The sequence below is a fragment of the Thermomonas beijingensis genome, from assembly GCF_020034655.1.
Classification (GTDB): domain Bacteria; phylum Pseudomonadota; class Gammaproteobacteria; order Xanthomonadales; family Xanthomonadaceae; genus Thermomonas; species Thermomonas beijingensis.
In genome coordinates this window covers 603,055-626,486 of record NZ_JAIQDJ010000001.1, presented here as the reverse complement: position 1 = coordinate 626,486, position 23,432 = coordinate 603,055, and the positions used below count along the sequence as shown (strand labels likewise).

Here is a 23,432-nt window from a genome sequence, read left to right as displayed (position 1 = left end):
TGCCATGCCGGCTGGCTTCGCACACTGTAGAAGCCTTGTGCCGCCATTGACGCCCCCATGCACAGTTCCCGTCTGCTCATCGCCCTGCCCGCCTTGCTTGTGCTAGCAATATTGCCTGCCTCGGCAAAAGAACCCGCATCGGCCACCCCCATCGCAACCGGTAGTTGCGCCGCGATTCCACTGGCCGGTCGTGATGCAGGGAGCGTGCTGCAATCCAGTACTGCCAATGCGTGGGGTGGCGCACGCACGGGCAAGGAAGCCAGCCTGTCCGACCGCGTTGTCCGCTATGCCATCGCGGCCGAGCTTGACCCGGTCAAACACATCCTGACCGGCAAACAGCAACTCACCTGGCGCAACCGCAGCGCGCAGCCGGTGTGCAGCATCTACCTGCATATGTACCTGAACGGGTTCGAAGGCCCGGGCAGCACCTTCATGACCGAGCAGCGCGCCAGCAGCGGCGGCTTCCGCAGCAACGTAGCCACCAAGGATGGCGAATACGGCTATATCCGCCTGGACAAGGTGGCACAAGGCGGTACGGTGGCGAAATGGAGCTTCGTGCAGCCTGACGCCGGCCCCAGCACTGATCGCAGCGTGGTGCGCATCGACCTGCCCACACCGGTTGCCGCCGGCGCAGCCACCACCCTGGATATCGACTTTTTCGACCAACTTCCGCGCGTGGTGGCGCGCACCGGCTACTACGGCAGCTTCCACCTGATTGGCCAGTGGTTCCCGAAGATCGGTGTACTGGAATTGCCGGGCGAACGCGGTGCCACCGCGCCGCGCTGGAACGCCCACGAATTCCATCTGCACAGCGAGTTCTATGCCGATTACGGCAGCTACGACGTGCAGCTGACCGTACCCAAGGATTACACCGTGGGTGCCACCGGCCAGTTGCAGGGCACGCCGGTTGAACACGCCGGCAAAACCACGCATCACTATGTGCAAGACGATGTGCACGATTTTGCGTGGACCGCCGACAAGCGCTACGCCAAGCCACTGATCAAAACGTGGAATGGCCCGCAGGGGCCGGTCGAAGTCAAGGTGCTGTACCACCCGGAATACACCAGCAATGCCGAGCCGGTGGCACAGGCCACGATTGACTCGCTCGCATATTTCTCAAAAACCCTGGGTGCGTACCCGTACAAGACGGCAACCGCGGTGATTCCGCCCTATGGCGCGGCTGAAGCCGGCGGCATGGAGTACCCCACGTTCTTCACCGCCGACAGCACTGATCAAGTTGCGGCGGGCAGCCCCAGCCGCTTCATGCTGGATTTCGTCACCGTGCACGAATTCGGTCACGGCTACTTCTACGGCATTTTGGGTTCCAACGAATTCGAAGAACCCATGCTTGATGAAGGCATGAACGAGTATTGGGATCAACGCATGATGACCGCGCGCAAGCAGGACATTGTGCTCACCACCGATTGGTTGAAACGGCTGGGAATTGGCTCCAGGATCACGCCATTCGACATGGAACGCTTGGGTGCAAACCTGAATGACCCGGCCGACCCGCTTGGCTTGAATTCATGGGTACGTCTGTCCAGTGGCAGCTACAACACGGTGTACACGCGCACCGCGACCACCATGCGCCAAATCGAAGCCCAAGTAGGCACGCCGGCCATGGAACGGGCGATGCAGCTGTATTACGAACGCTGGAAGTTCCGCCACCCGTCGCTGGCAGATCTGCGTGATGCGCTGGCCGAGGGCACCGGCAAGCCGCTGATCGTGAACGCCGCGTTCGATGCTTACATCTACGGCACCGGCAAAACCGATGACCGCATCAGCAGCATGAGCAGCCAGGAGCGGCTGCCGATGCCCGGCTATCTCACCTACCAAGGCAAGCAAGTGCTGGTGGGGAGCGCACAGATCGACAAAGCCATCGAAACCGTACGTAAAGCATGGAAAGCCAAGCACCCGAAGGCAAAAGCCGGTGCCGGCCCGTTCCCATATCACACCGTCATTGTGGTGCGCCGCGATACGGTCAAGCCCGCGCAGACCTTGCGCGTCAATTTTGCTGACGGCAGCCACCGCGACTACCCGGTGACCACGCAGCAGAGCTGGCAGCGCCTTGAATTGGTCACCCGCAGCAAGGCGGTCTCCGCACAATTGGATCCCGGCAACTTGTTGCGGATGGATGCCAACAAACTCAATGACAGCTACACACTGGAGCCGCAACCGCAGGCAGCACGCCGTTGGTTTGCCGATTTCACGTCGCTGCTGCAATCCTTCTTCGCACTGCTGGCTACCGTCTGAGAATCCCACCATGAACACGACGACTCGCCCGCTGCGCGCCCGCACCGCTTTGCCCCGTGCCCTCGGCACTGCCTTGCAATGGCGCTTGCTCCTGCTCTGGATCCTGACCACCCTGGCCTGTGCACTGGTTGCCGGTCTGCCATTGTGGAGTTGGCTGGGCAGCCAACTGGACCACTCCTTGCAGTCCACTGCCATTGCCAACGGGCAGGCTCCCACCATGCTGCTGGATGCCCTGATGGCACCCGGCACCACACTCGATGTACTGGGTGCCAATGTGCGCAGCGCGGGGTTGCTGCTGTTGCTGGCCTCCCCATTGTTGACCGGGGCCACCATCGCTGCGGCACGCAGCCGCAGCCCACTGGGATTTGGCGACCTGCTGCGTGGCGGGATCAGCGAATACGGTCCGATGCTGCGCCTGCTGTTGTGGTCGGTCATTCCATTGGGAATTGCGGCAGCCATCATGGCGATGGGCTTTGGCATGAATGAAAAACTGCACGAGCACGCCGTTTTGGCCAGTGACGTGGACACCGGCCGCAATATCGCCACCGGCATCGGCGTACTGCTGTTGCTGCTGGCACATGCCGGCATCGAGGCTGGTCGTGGCTGGCTGGCCGCCGATGCACGCCTGCGTTCGGCACTGAAGGCATGGTGGCGTGGCATGGCCTTGCTGTGCAAGCGCCCACTTGCGGTGTTGGGCGCTTACCTGCTGCCCACTTTATGCAGCCTGTTGGCGGCGCTGCTGTTGTTGGCGCTGCGCCAGCATTTGCAAGGCGCGGGGTTTGCCGGCTTTGTACTGGCCATGCTGCTGGGCTGCATGATCTGCGCCGCAATAGCATGGGGCAAAATCGCACGGCTATTCGCTTTCCGGGCATTGGCCGAGGATGCCCACGGCCGCCGCTAACCGGTACGACGCAAGAGCAGGCACCAGATACACGCTTTAGGATTGCCGAACCGGTGGCTGTTCGCGGTAATATGCGCCGGCAGTCCAATCGGGGAACAGGGACGTGGCCATTTTTGACCTATTCAAACGCAAACGACAGGCAGATCAGCCTGCACCAGCCGTGCGCCAGCTCTCGCCGGACGCGGATGGTCTTATCAGCGAAGTGGTTGAACCACATACCGGGCGCGAACGCCGCGATAGCGATCGCCGCAATGCCCAGCCCGGCACCCGGATTCTGGTGATTGACGACTCCCCCACCATCGTGGCCCTGCTCAAGCGCATGCTGCAGCAGAACCACTATGAAGTGCTGGTGGCCTATGATGGTGAAACCGGGATCGAAGTCGCGCGCCGCGAAGTCCCGGGTCTGATTTTCCTCGACATCGTGTTGCCCGGCGTCGATGGTTTCAACGTCCTGCGCACCCTGCGTCGTGACCCCATTACCAAGCACGTGCCCATCATCATGATCAGCGGCAATGCGCAGGCCACCGAGCAGTTCTATGTGCAGCGCATCGGTGCCGATGACTTCATGAAAAAGCCATTCTCGCGTCCGGAAGTGTTCAGCCGCATCGCTTCGGTGCTGGACGAGAACGGTGTGCCACGCCATACCACCCGCACTGGCAGCCGTATCGAAGCCGCCAAGGCATCCCCCACCGCACCCTAGAATCCATTGGCCCAGCATCCAGGCCATGACGTGAAGAAGGGGCCAACGCGGCCCCTTCTTTAGTATTCGATCCAAACGATCCGCAGGTTATTGCGGCGAGACATCCACCCGCACGCGCAGGCGATCGCCGGGGTTGTAGCTCATGCGCCGGGTATAGCGGCGGCCGTTGTATTCGTAAGTCACGTCATAGGCGGTGGCATTGCCGTAATCGCTGGCATAGCCGTTCGAATAGTTTCCCGAATAGCCATCGCGCACCGGTTGCGGATCACATACCCGCACCGTGCCGCCACGCACATAGCGATTGCGCTGATTCTGGTCATAAATCCCGCGCCCAGCCATGCCGCCCAGCATCGAACCTACGGCGGCGGCGGCATAAGTGCCACTACCACCACCGATCTTGCTACCCAAGACTGCGCCCACCACACCACCGGCAATGGTGGCCACGTTGCGCCCGGCTTCGCTGCCTTGCCCGCGCCCCCCGTAGCCGTTATGGCTGTCGTTGTTATAGCTGCCGTTACCGTAACTTCCATTGCCAGGATCGCTATTGCCGTTGTCGTAATAGCCCGCCGAGCTGCGGTCGTAGCAACGCATCCCCGCTTGGGTGTTGGTGTTGTAATTGCCATAGCTGCTGGCATTACTCTGCAACACCGGATCTACCCGAATGACCTGCGCATAGTCGTAGTACGACCCATCACTGTTGGCCGCGTTGTCGTAGCCGGTGTTGTACCCATTATTGTCCTGATAGCCATCGTAATTGGACTGCGCAAATGCGCAGGCACTGGCGGAAGCAAGGCCCAGGGCAAGCAAGCTGGCAAGAAGGCGCTTCATGTTGAAATCCCCGTCGCCGGGAGTTGGAAGTGTCCGGCGTACGCCCACACTGCGACTGTACGCTTGACGCGAAGCTGAATGGAGCCGGCCGGTCTGAACTGTGTTTAGCGCGCCGACAGCAAGCCACCAGCGTTGTGTCAATGCTGCATTGCACGAGCGTGAGCGCGCCAGCTGCGCTAAGGTGGCAATGCCATGACCGCCCGTCGAACGCCCACGCGTCGGCGTGGGACGCGGACAGCCATGACGCTCTCTCCACGCACACCGAAAGGAGGAACGGGCTCATGTCCTACAGCACATCACAAATCCGCAATGTGGCCTTGGCAGGCCACCCTGGCGCCGGCAAGACCACGTTGTTCGAAGCCCTGCTGCATGCCGGCGGCGCACTGCAAACAGCAGGCAGCATCGAACGCGGCAGCACGGTCTCCGACTTCGATCCCATAGAAAAAGAACGCGGTCACTCGCTGGATGCCGCGATTGCCAGTACCGACCACTTGGCCAGTTCCGGCCAGCACATCCATCTCAACTTGATTGACACTCCCGGCTATCCCGATTTCCGTGGCCCCGCACTGGGTGCGCTGGCGGCAGTCGAAACGGTTGCGATTGTGGTGGATGCCGATATCGGTATCGCGCATGGCACCCGCCGCATGCTGGAGTACGCCAAACAGCGCAGTCTGTGCCGTGCCATCGTGATCAACAAGATTGAACATGCCGGTGCCGATCTTGCCGGATTGGTCAATGCCCTGCGTGAGGAATTCGGCCCCGAGTTGCTCCCGCTCAATTTGCCGGCAGGGGGCGGCAACCAAGTTGTGGATTGCTTTGGGTCAACCAGCGGTGACAGCGACCTCGGCGCGGTCGCCGACTGGCACCAAAAGATCATCGACCAGGTGGTGGAAATCAATGAAACCGTGATGGATCACTACCTGGATGTGGGCGAAACTGGCTTGTCTGGCACCGAGCTGCACGATGCCTTCGAGCAATGCCTGCGGGAAGGGCACTTGCTGCCAATCTGCTTTGTGTCGGCGCGTACCGGAGCCGGTGTCAAGGAATTGCTGGACATTGCCGAAACCTTGTTTCCGCACCCCGGCGAGGCCAACTCGCCACCCTTCATGAAAGGCAGTGACCCGATTGATGCCAAACCCGATCCATCGGCGCATGTGATTGCCGATGTATTCAAGATCGTCAACGACCCATTCGTTGGCAAGCTCGGCATTTTCCGCGTCTACCAAGGCACGGTGAAAAAAGACGCCCAATTATTTGTGGATGACGGCAAGAAGCCGTTCAAGGTCGGCCATTTGTTCAAACTCAAGGGTAAAGACCATATCGAAATCAGCCAGGCTATCCCGGGGGATATCGCGGCGGTGGCCAAGATCGACGAGCTGCATTTTGATGCCGTGCTGCACGACTCGCACGACGAAGACCATATCCATCTGGCACCGCTCAACTTCCCCAAACCCATGTTCGGTCTGGCGGTAGAGCCGGCCAGCAAAGGTCAGGAACAGAAGTTGGCCACGGCATTGCATAAATTGGCCGAAGAAGACCCGGCGTTTGCGGTCGAACACAACACCGAAACCAATGAAACCGTGATTCGCGGGCTGTCGGATTTGCATCTGCGGGTGATGTTGCAACGCCTGAAAGACCGCTTCACCGTAGAGGTGAAATCGCATCCTCCGCGGATTGCGTATCGCGAAACCATCAGCCTGCCGGCAGAAGGCCATCATCGGCATAAAAAGCAAACCGGTGGTGCCGGCCAGTTTGGTGAAGTCTTCCTGCGCATCGAACCGCTGCCACGTGGCGGCGGCTTCGAGTTTGTGGATGCGGTCAAGGGCGGCACCATTCCCGGCCAATTTTTACCGGCGGTGGAAAAAGGCGTGCGCCAGGTCCTCGGTGCCGGCGCATTGGCCGGCTACCCGATGCAAGACGTCAGGGTCACGGTGTACGACGGCAAACATCATCCGGTGGACAGCAAGGAAGTGGCGTTCATCGCGGCCGGCAAACGGGCGTTCCTGGACGCAATTTCCCACGCGCACCCGCAGGTACTGGAACCCATCGTGGACCTGGAAGTCAGCGCCCCCGAGCAGCATATGGGTGATGTCAGTGGCGGACTATCGTCCAAGCGTGCACGCATCAGTGGCACCGATGCCCTGCGCGGTGGCGAGATTGTGATTCGGGCGCAAGTGCCCTTGTTCGAATTGGAGGGCTATGCCGCCGAGCTGAAGTCGGCCACCGCCGGGCGCGGACGCTATGCACTGGATTTCAGCCATTACGAGCCGGTTCCAGCGGCAGTGCAGAAAAAGTTGGCAGACACCTACAAGCCACATCCCGAGGAAGATTGAGGTCACCACGCGCGCAGCGGATTGACACAGCATCACCGCTGCGCGCTAAGGTGCGCACTTTCCCCATGCCATCATCCTCATGCGCCGTAGCGTCGTCTTCCTGCTGATTGTCATTGCCTGCCTGCTCAGTGCCTGCTCCAGCTTGGGGGCCGACGTGCTGCTGGGCCGCGATATCCATTTCAGTGCACCACAATTGCAGGCGCAACTGGATCGCAAGTTCCCGCGCGATTACAAGAAGTTGGGAGGGCTACTCAACCTCAGCTTATTGAACCCGCGATTGAGCCTGCCCGGTGGCGGCCGTCTGCGGCTGGAGCTGGATATCGGCATTGGTGGGCCGGGCACTGCCAGCCGTTCGCCGTCCGGCCATTTCGCGCTGGAAAGTGGATTGCGGTTTGATGCCGGCACGCATGGCCTGCATCTGGATAATCCCGAAATCGTGTCGGTGGATGTGCCGGCACTGGGTGGAATGATGAATGATTCCGCTCGTTCCATGCTCAATAGCTGGCTGCTCGACTACGCTCGTGAAGAGCCCGTGTATCGGCTGGATGACAGCACTTATGGGCGCATCGCCAGTCGCCGCATCGAGCGCGTGGACATTGACGCCAGCCAAATCACGCTACGGATGGATTGAACATGCCTACTCTTCGTTTTGCTGCCCGCTTGGGCAGCCTGCTGCTTGCAGGTATGTTGGCAAGCGCCTGCAGCAAGCCCACCCCCACCGACGGCAACCCAACCATCGGCAGCGAAGCCCTGCCCGCACCAGCCACCAAGGGCGGTTCGGTAACCGGCATGCCCGACCCCGGGGTAGCCATTCCACAACCACCCCCGCTCGCCACCCCGCAAGTGCAAGCCGAGGATACCGCGACGGCAGATGCCAACACGCCTGCCACAGCTGACAACAGCGACCCGACGATGCAACCTGGCAACCCCGCACCCGCACTGCCTGCGCCCCCCGCCGCAACCGCAAATGCCACGTCCACCGCAGAACCGGTACCCAGCAAATGAACTCATCCTCTGTGCGCATCTTCGCGCTGGGACTCAGCAGCCTTGTGGCAGCACTCAGTGCATGCACACCCACACCAACACCCGCCCCATCAGCTGCGCCCAACCCCGGCACGGCGGCATCCACCGCGCCTGCGGCCACTGCAGCACCGGCAACCGCAGCACACGCGGCACCGGCAGCGACAGAAACCTGGGAACTGCCCGGCAGTCTGGGCCCACTCACCACCCGCGCTGAACTTGAAGCCCGGTTTGGTAAAACCAATGTGCGCGATGACCGCCTGCCCGGTGCCGAGGGTGAAGGCGCAGTGCCGGTGCTGACCGTGTTCCCCGACGATGCCAAACAGCGGCTGCAGTTGGTGCTCGACCCCGAACAACCCAACAACCAGGATGCACCGATTCAGGAATTGCGCATCACCGATCCTGATTCACGCTGGCACGATGTCAATGGCCTGCACCCGGGAATGACGTTGGCCGAGTTAGTCAAACGCAATGGCGCACCGATCAGTTTTTATGGACTGGATTGGGATTACGGCGGCAGCGTGCAGGACTGGCACGGTGGCAAGCTGGCCAACGCGGTAGGCGACAAGCTGTTTCATCGGGTCACCTTGGCTGCACGCACCCGCACCACTGCCACGGCGCTGCCCACTGGCGATACCGTCTTTCGCAGCGACGACCCGCGCTGGCCAGCCATCGGCAACGCGCTGGTGGTCAGTGAGCTTGGCATCAGTTGGCCGCACGAAGGCGAGTGAACGCTATCGCTTCGACTTCAGCATCGTGCCCGTGCATTTTTTCGAGCCGCAGCGGCAAGCCCAGATTTTTTTCAGCCGCCCGGTGTGGCGTTCGGCCAAGGTGATGCCGTAGTCGTAGGTCAATTCTTCGCCGGGTTTGATGGCACGAATTGCCTCGATGAACACCCGCGACTTTGCCGGCGCGCCTGCATCCTCCACGAGCACTGCCTCGCAATTGGGCGCGCAGCTGTGGTTGATCCAACGCGCCGCATTGCCTTCGATGTTGGCGTCGATCACCCACGCATCGTTGAGCGTGAACAAGAAGGTATGGCCGCTTTCGATGTCGCCACTCTCACCGGCATCCACCTCCTCATGGGTGCGCCGCTGGCCCTTGTATTCGATCAATCGCTCGCCTTTGGCAATTGCGGCAACTGCGAACATGCCATTGCCGTGGATGGTGGATTTACGGGTCGCGATTTTTTTCGGCATCGTGGCAACAAGTGCTCTGGGATGGCGCCATTCTGGCGCAAGATCAGCCATCCGTCATCGCCCCATCGTGGTTAGTTGACGTGCCGGAAAAACCACACCGCACCGCCGCTCCACCACAGCGCCATGCCGATCCCGAACAGGCTCCAGAACAGTTTCTTCGCGCCGCGCCCGATACGCCACAACACAAACACGGTAACCGCCAGCAACAGCCAGCGCAACAGGCGCGAACGCTCTGCGCCGGGCGCCTCGCTGGTGACACGATCCATCAACTCACCCACTTTCCCCTGTAGCTGCTCTGCAAACACTGGGCGGGATTGGGTCTGGGTATTCATGGGGGTTCTCCTGCGTCCGGATTGGACGCTGTGCATTGTCCGCAAGCAGGATTCTCATGCCACGTGCAAGCGTCAGTGGTCGTCGATGACAGCTGTCACTCAGGGCCACAGGTCAACCACTTGTCCGTGCCGTGCGTTGTCGCCATCAACCTCCCAATGGATTGCCGGCCATGCGCGTTGCTGCCCCAACTCTGGTTTGCCTGCTTGCACTGGGTTTGCTTGCCACTGCAAGTAGCCCGGTTCCCGCCCAACAACGCATTCGCGAGCGCATCCTGCAACACCTGCAGGACGGCCTGCAAAGCGATGCAGAAGGCCATGAACGGGCATTGCTGGCCAGTGTGCCGCCAGGTGCGGACGTTGAGCGTGATATCGCCTATGGCCAAGACCCCAAGCAGCGCTACGACGTGTATCTGCCCGCCCAGCTGCACGCTAACGCGCCCGTGCTGTTCATGGTGCACGGTGGCGGCTGGCGGCGTGGCGACAAGGCCTATGCCAGTGTGGTCGACAACAAAGCGACGTACTGGCTGGGCAAAGGCTTTGTATTTGTTTCGGTCAACAACCGGCTGGAGCCAGCGGCCGACCCCATGACCCAAGCCCGCGATGTGGCTGCCGCCTTGGCTTCTGTGCAACAGCATGCGCGGCAATGGCGGGCGGATCCGGAGCGCGTGGTGCTGATGGGGCATTCGGCCGGTGCCCATCTGGTGGCCCTGCTGGGCAGTGCACCTGCATTGCTGCGCCAAGCCGGTGCACGCCGTCCACTGGGCGTGGTGTCACTGGACAGCGGCGCACTGGATGTGCCGGCCTTGATGGGGCAGGCGCGCGTACCTCAGCTGTATCACGACGCCTTCGGCAGTGACCCGGCCTACTGGGCATCGGTGTCGCCACTGCAACAACTCAACCGCAACGCACTGCCGATGCTGCTGGTGTGCTCCAGCACCCGCCACTTTCCCACCGCACCCTGTGATGAAGCACGCAAACTCGAGCAACGCGCGCGCGCGCTTGGCGTGTCCATGCAGGTGCTACCGGAGGCCATGCAACACGGCGCAATCAACCAGCAGCTGGGCCTGGCTTCGAACTACACCCGTGCGGTAGCGGACTGGATTGACCGTGCGGTGGGGCAAGTCCGGCGCTGACATCCAGGACATTGCGGGGGGGGGATTTCGCAAAACTATTGCTGCACTGCAGCAATTTATGTGGCTTCACCCTACCAGACCACTTGTTAATTTTCGAATACTTAACCCTCACACGGCAACAACTGACCTCCCGTGTCACTTTTTAGCTCAAACGCACATTACGAAAAAAAAATAAAGATGCTCTTTCCGTTTGTGTGACGCCCATCTGTTACCATGCCGCCACTTTGTTGGCATGCCAGATTCGACTTCAGGGGGACATCTATGCGTTACACCAATTCGCTTGCGCTTGCGTGCGCAATGGGTCTTTGCGGACTGTCCTCTGCGCATGCAACGGACAAGCAAACAGACCCCGGCAATATTCCTGCAGTCACCGACTGGAGCAGCCGCTCCGTGGTGTACAGCAAACCCATGACGCCGGATGAATTTGCCGCCGCTGGCCGCAATGCAGACATGGGCCGGCTGTACAACGACCCGCGCTATCTTGCCCAGTTGCTGCGGCGCATTGATGCCGAAATGCCTGCGCCTGCCGCGCCGCGCACCAACACGCTGCAACCCGGTGCCGGCTCCGCCGTTGCCGCCACGGCAAAGGCCACCCCTGCGGCTTGCCCCACCAAGCGTGGCCCGGACCCCCGCAGCTGGCACTGCACGGATACTCCGCAAGCCCCCGACAGCAGCGTGGTGCGCGACTGGAGCAATGTGCTCGGCGGCGGCACCAATGGGCAGGGCGGCCGAGGCATGGAAGGGGTATATCCGGCCAAGTACCGGTTTGATATTACCCAGCCGGTCAGCGCAGCCAACTGCCCTACCGACTTTATCGTGTACCCCACCAATGCTCCGGGCGCCACCCAAGTGGCTGGCACCAACGAAACTTGGGTATACACGTTCAGCGCTGTCCCCAACAACCTGCAAACCTTCACGATTGGTCCGGCAGGCCCACGCCAAGTGGTTCTCACCGCCAGCAGCACCAGCAATACCCAACAGAATTTCCGCATCAATGGTGTGGCTAACACGATTCAGAACCTGCGTGATGCGGTGAATCGCTGGAGCGGCCAAACCGGCTATATCGCCACCGCCATCACGTCGTCCACCATCACCATCACTGCCAACACGCTGGGGAACATCCCCGACGGCCATATCAGCAATGGCTTGAGCAATGTGACTGGCCCTGGCGGCGTCAACGGCAGCGGCACCGCCGGCCAGCCCACCATCATCGCCTTCAACCAGCTGTATAACGGCACCTGCACCACCGCCACCGGTCGCGATGCCGCCGACGACGCCAAGGCGCCCAACGTGATGTGGTCCTACAACACAGGTGACGGCTACGTGGTGGAAACCTCACCCGTCTTGTCCTGGCATGACAATGCCAAGCAGGTGGCCTTCATCCAGCGCAATGGCAATACCCTGCAGTTGGTGTTGCTGAAGCCGGCCGCACTTACCACCAGCGCCGCTCGCCTTGCGGCGGCTGCCAACCCCACCGCCATCACCTCCAGCAGTGCTACCGCGTATGCCGCTGCGCGCAGCGGTTCAGCGGCAGCCATGACCGCGATCACACTCTTTGGCATCACCAACACGGGCAGCACCCCGACCTATTCCTCGCCATTTGTGGACTACGCCAAAGACGAGCTCTACGTGGGCGATGGCAACGGCCAGCTGCACAAGTTCACCGGCGTGTTCAAAGGCACCCCCGCCGAGGTGACCAGCGGCGGCTTCCCGGCCCCGGTGGCCAGTGGCATGAAACTATCCGCGCCGGTGTACTACAACGGCAATGTCTATATCGGCAGCCAGAGCGGCGCGGGTGATTTGGGTGGCAAACTGCATCGTATCAACTCTACCAATGGCACCAAGTACGACAGCGCCAAGCTGGCGAACGTCGACTCCACCGGCCTGCGCGAATCCGTGATCGTCACCGGTACCCCCGCGGGCAGCGGCAGCGTATTCGCTTTCCTGTTCAACGACGGCACCGCCGGCGATACCACCAACTGCGCGCCCGACACCACGACGGGTGGCGACCAGAGTGCCTGCCGCGTGGTGGCGCGCTTCACCCCCGGCTTTGCCGCCGGTGCGCAGCCTGCCCAGCGCGCCTACGTGGGCCGCGGCAACAGCCGGGTCAGCAGCCTGTATGCCGGCGCGTTCGATGACGCTTACTACAACAGCAGTAACGGCACCGGCGCGATGTACATCGTCGGCGGGGATCCCACCACGACATTCAACCCGACGCTCTGGAAGATTTTGCTCACGAACGGGGTCATGAGCTCCCAGGTCAAGGGGCCAGTGGTCGGCGCAAATTGCAACAATGTCAACAACGACTGCCTCACCGGCGTCTGGAACTGGTCACCGGTCACCTATGCCAAGCAGGGCAGCAACGAATACATCTACTTCAGCATGCCGTACCTGGGCAACCAGACCGGTTGCAACGGTGCCTGTCTGTACATGTACCAGCTCAACAACCTGCGTAATGGCACCGGTAACACGGTCAGCTGGGGCACGACGGCCACCGCCAATGCCGCCCTTGCCACCCCCGGCGGCACCGGCGGCATTGTGCTCGACAACAACAGCACCACCGCCCCCGGTGCAGCACAAATCTATTTCACACAGCAGGCCGCTGGCGGCAACGCCGTCCAGGCCAGCCAGAGCGGATTGGAGTAATACCCGGTGACCCAAACACACCACACAACCCTTGCGCCGCACTCCTCCCAGCCGAACAGCAAGCGCGAATACATCAAGCCCAGCTTCCGCCACGAAACCGTGTTTGAAACCATGGCGCTGTCGTGCGGCAAGGTTGCTGTCACCCAGCAAGCATGCCGCGCCAACCGCAAAACCTCTTGAGCAGCACCGACCACCCAGCCGATGCCTCCTGCACCCGCGTTGCGCTGGCGCAGGAGGCCTTGCAGCGGTTCGGCCAGCTCCGCTTCCGTGCGCTGGGCAGCAGCATGCTGCCCGCCATCGCCCCCGGCGACTTGCTGGTGTTCCGCAAAGCGGCGGCCGACGAGCTTGCCTTGGGGCAGATCGTGCTGGTGCGTCGCGACGCGGCGCTGGTGGCGCATCGCCTGGTGTCCTGCAATGGCGACCACCTGATCACGATGGGCGATGCGTTGCCCAGCCCCGATGCACCGGTCCACCCCAGCCAGGTGTTGGGTGTGCTGGAAGCACACGTCCGCCGCTCGCGCATCCTGGCGCATCCGGTTGGCCACCACCGCCGCCTGTTGCCGCGGACCACCCGCTGGCTGCTGCGCAACGTGCCACTGGCCCACCGTATTGCCTGCCGTTGGCCACGCATCACCGCTATCACGGCATGACCGATCTTCGCCCTCATCATCTCGACGTCCGCATCGGCGGGATCAGCGTCCGTTTGCGTGCCGCCTCCGCGGAGTTCAATACGCTGATGGTCGACCGCTTCCGCGGTTTCATCGGCAGCGTGGATACGCCCGATTACATCTTCGACATCGATATTCTTCCCTTCACATACACCCCCGATGCGCCCGACGAGCTCAGCGACATCGAGGTCAGTGTGCGCCGCGAGGACGAAGGCTGGCACCTGCTGCGCGGCGACTTCGAAGCCCGCTGGGATCCCGCCACCCGCCACGGCACGGCACGCCTGCGCGCCAACCCGTATGCGCTGGATTCGGTGCTGCGCATCCTCCACACGGTGCTGCTGGCCGAACAGGGCGGCATGCTGATGCACGCCTCCAGCGTGGTACTGGCGGACGGGCGCGCCTTCGTGTGCACGGGCGTGTCCGGCGCGGGCAAAACCACTATTTCACGGCTGGTACCGCCCGGTGCACACATCCTGACCGATGAGATGTCATTTATCCGCCGCGAAGCGGACGGCTATTACGCGTATGGCACGCCTTTTGCTGGTGAACTGGCAACACCCGGCGAAAATATCCGCGCCCCGCTGGCGGGGGTGTTCCTGCTGGCGCAAGGCCCCGACAACCGCATCGACGACCTCAGCCCGGCCGAAGCAATACGCGCAGTCATGACCAATATCCTGTATTTCGCCAAGGACAAGGCGCTCACAGCCAAGGTGTTCGACAACGCCATCGCCTTGGCCGCATGCATACCGGTTCGGCGTCTCACGTTCTTCCCCGATGCTCGCGTCTGGGACATGATTGGAAATGAAGCATGAGCAACCCGCTGTATATCCTCCATTCCAGCGACGTTGCGGCGCGCCGGATTGGCGACGAGCTGATGATCATGCTGGCCCGCGACTCCTCGCTGTTCAGCCTGAATGAAACCGCCGCGCTGCTGTGGCAAGCCGCCGACGGCAAAACTCCGTTGGCCGAGATCGTGGCGCATACGCTTTGCGCGCAATTCGACATCGATTACGACATCGCGCTGGCGGATGCCACCGAACTGGCGCATGGGCTGGCTGAGCGCGGTATCCTGCTGATCGCCGAGCAACCCTTCGCACACTAGACAGGAACGCCACTCATGAGCGTGATGGGGGACATGGGCGCACGCGCGCTCTCGCTGGGTATCCCGCTGGGCGTGCAGCTGGATTTGACCTACCGCTGCAACGAGCGCTGCATCCACTGCTATCTCGATCACGACGATCACGGCGAGATGACGACCGCCGAAATCCTGGGCCTGCTGGATCAGCTGGCGGCGGCGGGCACGTTCTTTCTGAACATCAGCGGCGGCGAAATCTTCATGCGGCCGGATCTGTTCGAGATCGTGGAGTACGCCCGCAAGCTGCAATTTTCGGTAAAGCTGAAAACCAACGCGGTCATGATTCGCGCCGCCAAGGCCAAGCGCATTGCCGCACTGAACGTGGAGTCGGTGCAGGTCAGCCTGTATTCGCACGATGCCGCCACCCACGACCAGATCACCAAGCTGCCAGGTTCGTTCAAGCGCACGATGGAGGGCGTCCGTTTCCTGCGCGATGCCGGCGTCAAGGTCATCTTCGCCAATGTGCTGATGAAGCAGAACGCAGATCACTACAAGCAGGTGCAGGCACTGGCAGATGACATGGGCATCCGCTACGAGGTGGATGCCACCATCACCCCCATGATGGATGGCGATCGCTCCATCCTGGACTTGAACATGGATGCGGGGCGACTGGCGGGTGTGTTGCAGGATGCCTCCCTGCTGGGTGACCAAGCCGAGCAGATGCTGTCGCCACCCAGCGGCCCCACGCCGATGGAAGAAGCCTACGAAACCCTGCCCTGCAGCGCCGGCCACACCGCCTGCTACGTCTCGCCGTATGGCGATGTGTACCCCTGCGTGCAGTTTCCGTACAAGGTGGGCAGCGTCCGCGAACAGCGTTTCATCGACATCTGACGCGACTCGCCACAACTCAACGAGGTGCGTGCGATCCGCGTGTCAGACCTGAACGGGTGCTCGTCCTGTGTGCATGGCAGCAGTTGCAGCCGTTGCCCGGGGCTGGCCTATCTGGAAGGCGACATGCGCGGCCCGTCGATTCAGGATTGCGAAAAATCCTACGCACGCACCGGCGTGATGTCATGGAATCTGCAGAAAAAGAAGAAGCGGGAGATTCCATTGACGGTCGTCATCGCCTGAAGTTTGCGCAACCCCGGGTTATCGCGCAGCAAATACGTGTGGGAACTTGTGCCGGGCGGACCAGGACGGCTTGCCCATCGCAATCGGGGGATCCCCTCCACGGCACGCTACTGACTTGAATCAAGGCGACCGGCGCGCCCCTGCGCGACACTAGCCGGCATGAACAAGACCCCGCCGAATCGATCCGCGACTGGCCTCTCGCCCGCCCTGCTGACCACCGCCCCGCACCGGCTGCTGTTTTTCGTCGGCGCACTCAATGTCTTGCTGGCGATGAGCTGGTGGCTGCTGTGGTTGATCGATGCACGCTGGGGTGTGATTGGCTTGCGCGCTGGTACGCCGTTTGGCGGCTGGATGCACGCCTTCATCATGCAATACCAATTGTTGCCGCCCTTCATGTTCGGTTTTTTGCTGACCACGTTCCCACGCTGGATGGGGATGCCGGATCTGTCGCGCTGGCATTACGTGCCGGTGGGGTTGGGGTTACTGGGTGGGCAGGTGGCGGTGGTAGGCGGCATGTTGCTGGGGCAAGAGCCGATGGTGCATATCGGCGTGGTGATGTCGCTGGTGGGCTGGGGCTATGGGCTGGTGCAATTGCTGCGCGTGCTGCTGGCCGAACGCCGCGCCGGCAAAGGACCCACATGGCATGCGTGGTCGTGCTTTGCGGCGCTGTCATTCGGGTTGGCGGGCGTATTTCTGATGGCCGCCTTCCTGCACGGGGCCGCAGCATGGACGGTGGTGGTATCGATCAAGTTGGGTACCTTCGCCTTGCTGCTGCCAGTGTACTTGTCGGTGGCTCACCGCATGTTCCCGTTCTTCGCCGGCAATGCAGTGCCGGGCTATCGTGCCTGGCGGCCGATGAAAATTATTGCTGCGCTGTGGGTGTTGCTGCTGGCCCATCTGGGTCTGGAACTGGCGCATGCCAATGCATGGCTGTGGCCGGTGGATGGCGTGCTCGCGCTGGGTAGCGCGTATGTGTTGTGGCGCTGGTGGCCGCATGGCAAAGCCCCGGGCATTTTGCGCGTGTTGTTCTTCGGCTTTGCGTGGCTGCCGGTGGCGTTCGCACTATTCACTGCACAAAGCGCGCTGTATGCATTTGGCGGCGAATTCATATTGGGCCGTGGCCCGCAACACGCGATCTATATTGGCTTCTTCGGCAGCTTGCTGGTGGCGATGGTGACCCGCGTGACCCAAGGTCATTCCGGCCGCCCAATGGCAATGCCCGCCGCTGGCTGGTTTGCGTTTGCCATGCTGCAGTTGGTGGCCATCACGCGGATTGCAGCCGAGGCCGTTCCCGATAGTTATCTGTGGCAGGTGATTGCCGCCGCCGGCTGGCTGCTGGCGTTCCTGCCGTGGGCGCTGCGCTCGCTGTCGATCTATCTGCACCCGCGTGCCGATGGGCGGCCGGGCTGAGGACACACGCACATGTCGCCGATGATGGAGTTCTACCCGCAAGTCAAATGGACGCATGTGCATGCAGTGATGTGCAGTGGCGCGATCTTCGCGCTGCGCGGCGGCGCGGCAATCCTGGGTGCGCACTGGCCGCAGCACTGGCTTCCGAAGTACACCAGCTACACGGTGGACACCATTTTATTGACCTCGGCCACCATGTTGTTTTCGATGTTGCCGGGAGCGATGTTCGCCAATGGTTGGCTCACCGTAAAACTTTGCCTGGTGGTGGCCTACATCGTACTGGGCATCCTGGCGATGCGTCCCAAGCGCAGCCGTAGCCAGCGCATCGGGTTTTACATCACCGCCCTGGCCACCTTCACCTTCATCTACGGCATCGCCCGCATGCACAACCCGGCCGGTTGGCTGCTGTTGCTGCGCTAATTGAGTCGGATTCAACCCATGCCATCACAACACACTGCCACCGGGTCACGCCCGCCCATGCTGGATGCCTGCTTCCTCGGCCCTTATGCAGAAAATGACAATCTTTTAGAAAAATTGGTGGTCGAATTTTTACGTGACCATGTGTATTGGCGGCGCAACTTCCACCCCGAAGACCCGATTGCCATCGGCACCCACGCGGCCCATCACCCAGACTACTTGGCGTTTGCGGCCCGCATGCGTCGTGAGCTGCACCAACTCTCGGCCGCGCTGAAGAAATCGGTGCCATTCCATAGTCCGCGCTACATCGGCCACATGGCGTCGGATTTGCTATTGCCAGGACTGGTCGCACAAATTCTGACCCTGCCATACAACCCCAATAATGTGTCTGAAGATGCAGCGCCGGTCACGGTGGACATGGAAGTGCAAGTGGGCCTGCAACTGGCGCGCATGCTGGGATATGCACACGACCCCGCGCAGCCGGAATGCGCATTTGGCCACCTGACTTCGGGCGGTACCGTCGCCAATTATCAGGCGTTGCGGTTGGCATTGGCGCTGAAGGCATTTCCGGTGGCATTGCGTGCAGCAGATGTGCCCGAGCTGACCCTGCCCGAGGATGACTGGTCGGCGTTCAATTTATCTCCCAGTGCCAGCATTGCGCTGTATGCGCAATGGCAGCATTGGCTGACACAGGCCACAGCGGCCGAACGCAGACATTGGCAGATGCGCGTCAGTGATGCACGTATCGAGCAATCTGGCCTAGTGGGTTTTTTTGCCAAACACAGCAGCCTGAAAGTACCCAAGGTGTTGGCTCCGATCACCGCGCATTATTCGTGGAGCAAGGGCTGCAAACTGCTGGGTCTTGGCCGCGATCAATTGGCACTCTTGCCAGAGCGCGGCATGCGTACCGATGTGGATGCACTGGAAACCACGCTGGAGCGCTGCCTGCGCGAACGACAGCCGGTATTGCTGGCGGTCGCGGTACTGGGCACCACCGAATACGGCACCGTGGATCCCATCGATGCTGTGGTTTCGGCGCGTGACCGCTTTGCCGCACGCGGGATGGGCTTTGGTGTGCATGTAGATGCCGCCTGGGGTGGCTATCTGGCCACGTTGTTCCGCAATGAAGATGGCAGCTTGCGCACACGCGAGGCGGTGGCGATGGGCTTCCAGCAGTTCCCATCAGTGGATGTTTACAACGCGGTGGCCGCGCTGGGGCAAACTGATTCGGTCACCGTCGATCCGCACAAATTAGGCTACCTGCCTTATGGCGCAGGCGCGTTCATTTGCCGCGACCACCGCGCCGTGGGCTTGCTGGCCGAGGCCGCCGATTATGTGTTCCATGCCGACACCCCCAAGGACTATTTGAACCGCTATCGCAGCTTGGGCCAATTCATCCCCGAAGGTTCCAAATCCGGCGCCAGTGTGGCCGGGGTGTACGTCACACATAAAGTGCTGCCACTCGACCATGCCCATTTCGGCTTGCTGCCCGCCAATACCATTCATCATGCCGAAGCCTTCCATGCCCGCGCACTGCAGTTTGCCAAAGCAATGGCCGCTGTGGTGCATGTGATGGTACCGTTTGTGCCCGACAGCAATCTTGTTTGCGTTGCCCTGAATCCGGTGGGCAATCATCGCGTTGCCACTGCCAATACATTCGTTCGCCATTTGCACGACGAATTGCGCTGCGACCCAAGCCGCCCATTGCAAGACAAACAATTCTTCGGATCGGTCACCACCTTGCGCCCCGATGTCTTGGGCGATGCCGAAACCCAACGCATCCTCGATGCGCTCGGTTTGGATATGGCAAGTCTGGGAGAGGAAGGCGGCGACCGCCTGACTATTTTGCGGCATACCTTGATGAACCCGTATCTGATCGACGCTGAAAACGGCGTCAGCTATATCGACATGTACTTCGAACACCTCGCCACGCAAGTCCAGCGACTCCTGGCAGGTTGAGGATTGCCGTCATCCAAGCAATGATGCGTCGCATGACTATCTCCTCATTCGATCATGCTGCCGCCACCCGGCACTGGGTGCGCGATGCCTTGGCCCTGCTGGAGCAGGAAGCCACGCGCTCGGCCGACACCCACCTGCTGCGGCTGGATTTTCCGGGTTTCCCCGACATTGCGTTTTATTTCAAGGACGAATCCACCCACCCCACCGGCAGCCTGAAGCACCGCCTGGCACGTTCGCTGTACTTGTACGCGCTGTGCAATGGCCGCCTGCATGCGGGGCAAACCGTGGTGGATGCCTCCTCCGGCAGTACTGCGATTTCCGAAGCGTGGTTTGCGCGCCTGCTGGGGCTGCCCTTTATCGCAGTGATGCCGGCCTGCACTGCGCCGCAGAAAATCCAGGCGGTGCAAGCGCTGGGCGGGCAATGTGATCTGGTGGAAGATGCAAGCCAAGTCCATGCCCACGCCGCCCAGCACGCCGCCAATGGTGCCTGCCATCTGGACCAGTTCGGGCTGGCCGAGCGCGCCACCGACTGGCGCGGCAACAACAATATCGCCGAATCCATCCTTGGCCAGCTGCGCCGCGAACCACAACCGGAACCCACTTGGGTCGTGTGCGGTGCCGGCACCGGCGGCACCTCGGCCACCATCGGTCGCTACCTGCGCTACCGCCGGCTGGAGACCCGCCTGTGCGTGGCCGAACCCACCGGCAGCGGCTTTGTGCACGGTTGGCGCCACCGGGATCGCGGTGCCGTGGCCAGCCAGCCCACCTTGATCGAAGGCATCGGCCGGCCACGGGTAGAACCGGGCTTCATTTTCGATGTGGTGGATGCGGTGGCGGAAGTGGACGATGCCGCATCGATTGCGGCAGCACTGCAACTGGAAGACCTGCTGGGCACCCGCTACGGTGGCTCTTCGGGCACCAATTTCGTCGCTTGCCTGCAGTTGGCCAGCCAGATGCGCGCCCGTGGCGAGCGCGGCAGTTTGGTGACCTTGCTGTGTGATCGCGGCAAGCGCTACCAACAAACCTTGTTCGATGCCGATTGGCGCAGCGCACATGGCCTGGTCATTGCCCCGTGGCAACAGGCCATCGCTGCCGCGCTGCGCGCCGGCACGCTCACTCCCCCCTAGCCGCCCCCGACCTCAGGCCTTGCATGAGCTTCCACGACCTGCGCAGCTTTCTGTCCGCCCTGGAACGCCAAGGACGCCTGCAGCGCGTCGACGCGCCGGTCGATCCCGAACTCGAAACCACCTCGCTCAGCCTGCGCGCCCTGCGCGAAGGCGGCCCAGCGCTGCTGATGGAACAGCCGATCGGCAGCCAGCACGCCTATCTGGGCAATCTGTACGGCCACCGCGACCGCATCGAAGCAGCGCTGGCCGGACGGCCGTTGGCATCGTTGCGCGAATTGGGCGAGCTGCTGGCCGCCATCAAAGAACCCAAATGGCCGTCCAGCCTGCGCGAGGCACTGGGGACGTGGCCGGAACTGGCGCAGCTGGCACACGTCGCCCCGCAAAAAGTGCGGGAAGCCGCGTTCCAATATGAAACCTTGGAGGGTGGCGACGTGGATTTGTCACGCCTGCCGATCCAGCGCTGCTGGCCGCAGGATGCCGCCAAGCTCATCACGCTGGGGCTGGTCATCACCCGTGGCACCCAAAAGCCACGCCAGAACGTGGCGATCTACCGTCAGCAGGTGATCGGCAGGAACCGCATCATCATGCGCTGGTTGCCGCACCGCGGCGGTGCGCTGGATTTCGCTGACTTCAAGGCCAGCCATCCGGGCAAACCATTTCCGATCCTGGTGGCGATCGGTGCCGACCCGGCCACCTTGCTGGCTGCGGTTGCACCGATTCCGGACACCTTGTCCGAATACGAATTTGCCGGCCTGTTGCGCGGCCAACGCACCCGCGTCTGGCCCAGCAAGCTCACCGGCCTGGATGCGCCAGCCGGTTGCGAGATCCTGCTGGAAGGCTTCATCGACCCGGCGGAAACCGCGCTGGAAGGCCCGTTTGGCGACCACACCGGTTACTACAACGCGCAAGACCATTTCCCGGTGATGACGATCCAGCGCATGCACCTGCGCCAAAACGCCATCTACCAGGGCAGCTACATGGGCCGGGCGCCGTTCGACGAACCGTCGGTAATGGCGATGGCACTGAACGACGTGTTCGTGCCGCTGCTGCGCAAGGTATTCCCCGAGATCGTGGACTTCTACCTGCCGCCGGAAGCGTGTTCGTACCGCATCGCGGTGGTCTCCATTCGCAAGCAGTATCCGGGCCACGCACGCCGGATCATGATGGGTATCTGGTCCTATTTACGCCAGTTCACCTACACCAAGTTCGTGATCGTCACCGACGACGACATCGACGTGCGTGACTGGTCGCAAGTGATCTGGGCGATCTCGACCCGCGTCGACCCGGTGCGTGACAGCGTGCTGATCGACAAGACCCCGATCGACTATCTGGACTTCTCCAGCCCCACGCCCAATCTGGGCTCCAAACTGGGCCTGGATGCCACCAACAAATGGCCGGCGGAAACCACCCGCACGTGGAGCAAACCGATCCAGCTGGATGCCGCAGTGGAAAAGCGCGTGGATGCGCTATGGGGCGGCCTGTTCGCGGCGCGAACCAACGCGAACTGATAAACTGGCCGGGTCATTGGGGAGTAGCCGCACTTCATCCCGAAGTGGCCTGCGTCAACACACTTGGCAGACATGCCATGGCGCAGGCGGTACCCATCGCTTGGCAAGACCTTTGACCACCACGCCTCCGAGTTGGCCGGGGAAGCGTCGTGGTCAATCGTCCGCAGACCGGCCTCGGAGCCCTCATGGAAGCACTCCTCGTCTCCACCGGTGTCGTTGCCCTGGCTGAAATCGGTGACAAGACCCAACTGCTGGCCTTTATCCTGGCCGCACGCTTCAAGAAGCCCGTCCCCATCATCCTCGGTATTCTTGCCGCCACCTTGGTCAACCACGGGCTGGCTGGCGCACTGGGCGCATGGATCACCCATAGCGTGAACCCCGGTATTCTGCGCTGGGTGCTGGGTCTGTCGTTTATCGGCATGGCGATCTGGACCTTGATCCCCGATAAGATCGAGGACGAAGAAACCACCATTGCCAGCCGCTTCGGTGTGTTCGGGGCGACCTTGATCACCTTCTTTCTGGCTGAAATGGGCGATAAAACCCAGATCGCCACGATTGCCATGGCCGCCCATTACGGTACCCCGCTGCTGGTTATCGCCGGTACCACGCTGGGAATGTTGATTGCCGACGTGCCGGCGGTGTTTATTGGCGACAAACTGGCGGCCAAAATCCCGATGAAACTGGTGCACAGCATCGCCGCCGCCATCTTTGCAGTGCTGGGTGCGGCCACCTTGTTGGGTGCGGGAACCCAATTCGGCTTGTAGCGTTCGAACCACCTCAGCTTGCAGGTAC

At 61.8% G+C, this 23,432-nt stretch carries 24 protein-coding genes and 1 riboswitch; of the genes, 21 read left to right on the top strand and 3 right to left on the bottom strand.

The window, feature by feature from the left end; all coding sequences use genetic code 11:
• The first annotated feature begins 57 nt into the window (after positions 1 to 57).
• The 3 genes from K7B09_RS02910 to K7B09_RS02900 all read left to right on the top strand — a co-directional run bounded on the left by K7B09_RS02910 (position 58) and on the right by K7B09_RS02900 (position 3,854).
• Entirely contained in the window at positions 58 to 2,253 is a 2,196-nt protein-coding gene (locus tag K7B09_RS02910) for a M1 family metallopeptidase (protein ID WP_223626586.1), read from the top strand.
• A gap of 10 nt (positions 2,254 to 2,263) precedes the next feature.
• Entirely contained in the window at positions 2,264 to 3,154 is an 891-nt protein-coding gene (locus K7B09_RS02905; RefSeq protein WP_223626584.1) for a hypothetical protein, read from the top strand.
• A gap of 103 nt (positions 3,155 to 3,257) precedes the next feature.
• Positions 3,258 to 3,854: a response regulator gene (locus tag K7B09_RS02900; RefSeq protein ID WP_425507834.1), complete on the top strand. Its 597-nt coding sequence runs from the start codon at positions 3,258 to 3,260 to the stop codon at positions 3,852 to 3,854.
• Positions 3,855 to 3,941: 87 nt separating this feature from the next.
• Here the strand turns inward: K7B09_RS02900 and K7B09_RS02895 are convergent, their stop codons facing one another.
• Positions 3,942 to 4,682 (bottom strand): glycine zipper 2TM domain-containing protein, encoded by a 741-nt coding sequence (locus K7B09_RS02895; protein WP_223626581.1) that lies wholly within the window; start codon positions 4,680 to 4,682, stop codon positions 3,942 to 3,944.
• 281 nt (positions 4,683 to 4,963) lie between these two features.
• Between K7B09_RS02895 and fusA the strand changes: the two genes are divergently transcribed.
• The 4 genes from fusA (at position 4,964) to K7B09_RS02875 (ending at position 8,766) form a co-directional block, all read left to right on the top strand.
• Positions 4,964 to 7,015: an elongation factor G gene (fusA, locus tag K7B09_RS02890; protein WP_223626579.1), complete on the top strand. Its 2,052-nt coding sequence runs from the start codon at positions 4,964 to 4,966 to the stop codon at positions 7,013 to 7,015.
• A 79-nt stretch (positions 7,016 to 7,094) separates the two neighbouring features.
• Entirely contained in the window at positions 7,095 to 7,646 is a 552-nt protein-coding gene (locus tag K7B09_RS02885) for a DUF1439 domain-containing protein (protein WP_223626577.1), read from the top strand.
• A gap of 2 nt (positions 7,647 to 7,648) precedes the next feature.
• Entirely contained in the window at positions 7,649 to 8,020 is a 372-nt protein-coding gene (locus tag K7B09_RS02880) for a hypothetical protein (protein ID WP_223626574.1), read from the top strand.
• The gene (locus K7B09_RS02875) at positions 8,017 to 8,766 is read left to right on the top strand and encodes a hypothetical protein (protein WP_223626571.1); all 750 of its coding nucleotides are present in this window, start codon (positions 8,017 to 8,019) and stop codon (positions 8,764 to 8,766) included. Before K7B09_RS02880 ends, K7B09_RS02875 begins: the two co-directional genes overlap by 4 nt.
• 3 nt (positions 8,767 to 8,769) lie before the next feature.
• On the opposite strand, the gene K7B09_RS02870 is transcribed toward K7B09_RS02875, so the two are convergent.
• Both K7B09_RS02870 and K7B09_RS02865 read right to left on the bottom strand, forming a co-directional pair.
• Positions 8,770 to 9,234: an SET domain-containing protein gene (locus K7B09_RS02870; RefSeq protein WP_223626569.1), complete on the bottom strand. Its 465-nt coding sequence runs from the start codon at positions 9,232 to 9,234 to the stop codon at positions 8,770 to 8,772.
• 71 nt (positions 9,235 to 9,305) lie between these two features.
• Entirely contained in the window at positions 9,306 to 9,566 is a 261-nt protein-coding gene (locus K7B09_RS02865; RefSeq protein ID WP_223626566.1) for a hypothetical protein, read from the bottom strand.
• Between the two features lie 170 nt (positions 9,567 to 9,736).
• On the opposite strand from K7B09_RS02865, the gene K7B09_RS02860 reads away from it, so the two are divergent.
• From K7B09_RS02860 to K7B09_RS02795, 14 genes are all read left to right on the top strand, one after another.
• On the top strand, positions 9,737 to 10,699 hold the full coding sequence (locus K7B09_RS02860; protein WP_223626564.1) for an alpha/beta hydrolase: 963 nt from the start codon (positions 9,737 to 9,739) through the stop codon (positions 10,697 to 10,699).
• Between the two features lie 261 nt (positions 10,700 to 10,960).
• On the top strand, positions 10,961 to 13,345 hold the full coding sequence (locus tag K7B09_RS02855) for a hypothetical protein (RefSeq protein ID WP_223626562.1): 2,385 nt from the start codon (positions 10,961 to 10,963) through the stop codon (positions 13,343 to 13,345).
• Between the two features lie 6 nt (positions 13,346 to 13,351).
• A complete protein-coding gene (locus K7B09_RS02850) occupies positions 13,352 to 13,525 on the top strand; it encodes a hypothetical protein (RefSeq protein WP_223626559.1) in 174 nt (57 codons plus the stop codon).
• Positions 13,498 to 13,995: a S24/S26 family peptidase gene (locus tag K7B09_RS02845; protein WP_223626557.1), complete on the top strand. Its 498-nt coding sequence runs from the start codon at positions 13,498 to 13,500 to the stop codon at positions 13,993 to 13,995. Before K7B09_RS02850 ends, K7B09_RS02845 begins: the two co-directional genes overlap by 28 nt.
• Positions 13,992 to 14,825, top strand: coding sequence for a hypothetical protein (locus tag K7B09_RS02840; RefSeq protein WP_223626555.1), 834 nt, complete (start codon positions 13,992 to 13,994; stop codon positions 14,823 to 14,825). The genes K7B09_RS02845 and K7B09_RS02840 overlap by 4 nt, the downstream gene beginning before the upstream one ends.
• Complete coding sequence (locus tag K7B09_RS02835) at positions 14,822 to 15,115, top strand: PqqD family protein (RefSeq protein ID WP_223626553.1); 294 nt, start codon at positions 14,822 to 14,824, stop codon at positions 15,113 to 15,115. The genes K7B09_RS02840 and K7B09_RS02835 overlap by 4 nt, the downstream gene beginning before the upstream one ends.
• Before the next feature lie 15 nt (positions 15,116 to 15,130).
• Positions 15,131 to 15,979: a radical SAM/SPASM domain-containing protein gene (locus K7B09_RS02830; protein ID WP_223626551.1), complete on the top strand. Its 849-nt coding sequence runs from the start codon at positions 15,131 to 15,133 to the stop codon at positions 15,977 to 15,979.
• Positions 15,980 to 16,018: 39 nt separating this feature from the next.
• The gene (locus K7B09_RS02825) at positions 16,019 to 16,219 is read left to right on the top strand and encodes a hypothetical protein (protein ID WP_223626548.1); all 201 of its coding nucleotides are present in this window, start codon (positions 16,019 to 16,021) and stop codon (positions 16,217 to 16,219) included.
• 159 nt (positions 16,220 to 16,378) lie between these two features.
• Entirely contained in the window at positions 16,379 to 17,629 is a 1,251-nt protein-coding gene (locus K7B09_RS02820; protein WP_223626546.1) for an NnrS family protein, read from the top strand.
• A 12-nt stretch (positions 17,630 to 17,641) separates the two neighbouring features.
• Complete coding sequence (locus K7B09_RS02815) at positions 17,642 to 18,049, top strand: SirB2 family protein (RefSeq protein WP_317851745.1); 408 nt, start codon at positions 17,642 to 17,644, stop codon at positions 18,047 to 18,049.
• A gap of 18 nt (positions 18,050 to 18,067) precedes the next feature.
• Positions 18,068 to 20,005, top strand: coding sequence for a pyridoxal phosphate-dependent decarboxylase family protein (locus K7B09_RS02810; protein WP_223626543.1), 1,938 nt, complete (start codon positions 18,068 to 18,070; stop codon positions 20,003 to 20,005).
• Between the two features lie 32 nt (positions 20,006 to 20,037).
• The gene (locus K7B09_RS02805) at positions 20,038 to 21,132 is read left to right on the top strand and encodes a PLP-dependent cysteine synthase family protein (RefSeq protein WP_223626541.1); all 1,095 of its coding nucleotides are present in this window, start codon (positions 20,038 to 20,040) and stop codon (positions 21,130 to 21,132) included.
• Positions 21,133 to 21,155: 23 nt separating this feature from the next.
• Positions 21,156 to 22,640: a UbiD family decarboxylase gene (locus K7B09_RS02800; protein WP_223626539.1), complete on the top strand. Its 1,485-nt coding sequence runs from the start codon at positions 21,156 to 21,158 to the stop codon at positions 22,638 to 22,640.
• Between the two features lie 3 nt (positions 22,641 to 22,643).
• A riboswitch (yybP-ykoY riboswitch) is annotated at positions 22,644 to 22,823 on the top strand.
• 2 nt (positions 22,824 to 22,825) lie between these two features.
• On the top strand, positions 22,826 to 23,404 hold the full coding sequence (locus tag K7B09_RS02795; RefSeq protein WP_223626537.1) for a TMEM165/GDT1 family protein: 579 nt from the start codon (positions 22,826 to 22,828) through the stop codon (positions 23,402 to 23,404).
• Positions 23,405 to 23,432: the final 28 nt, after the last annotated feature.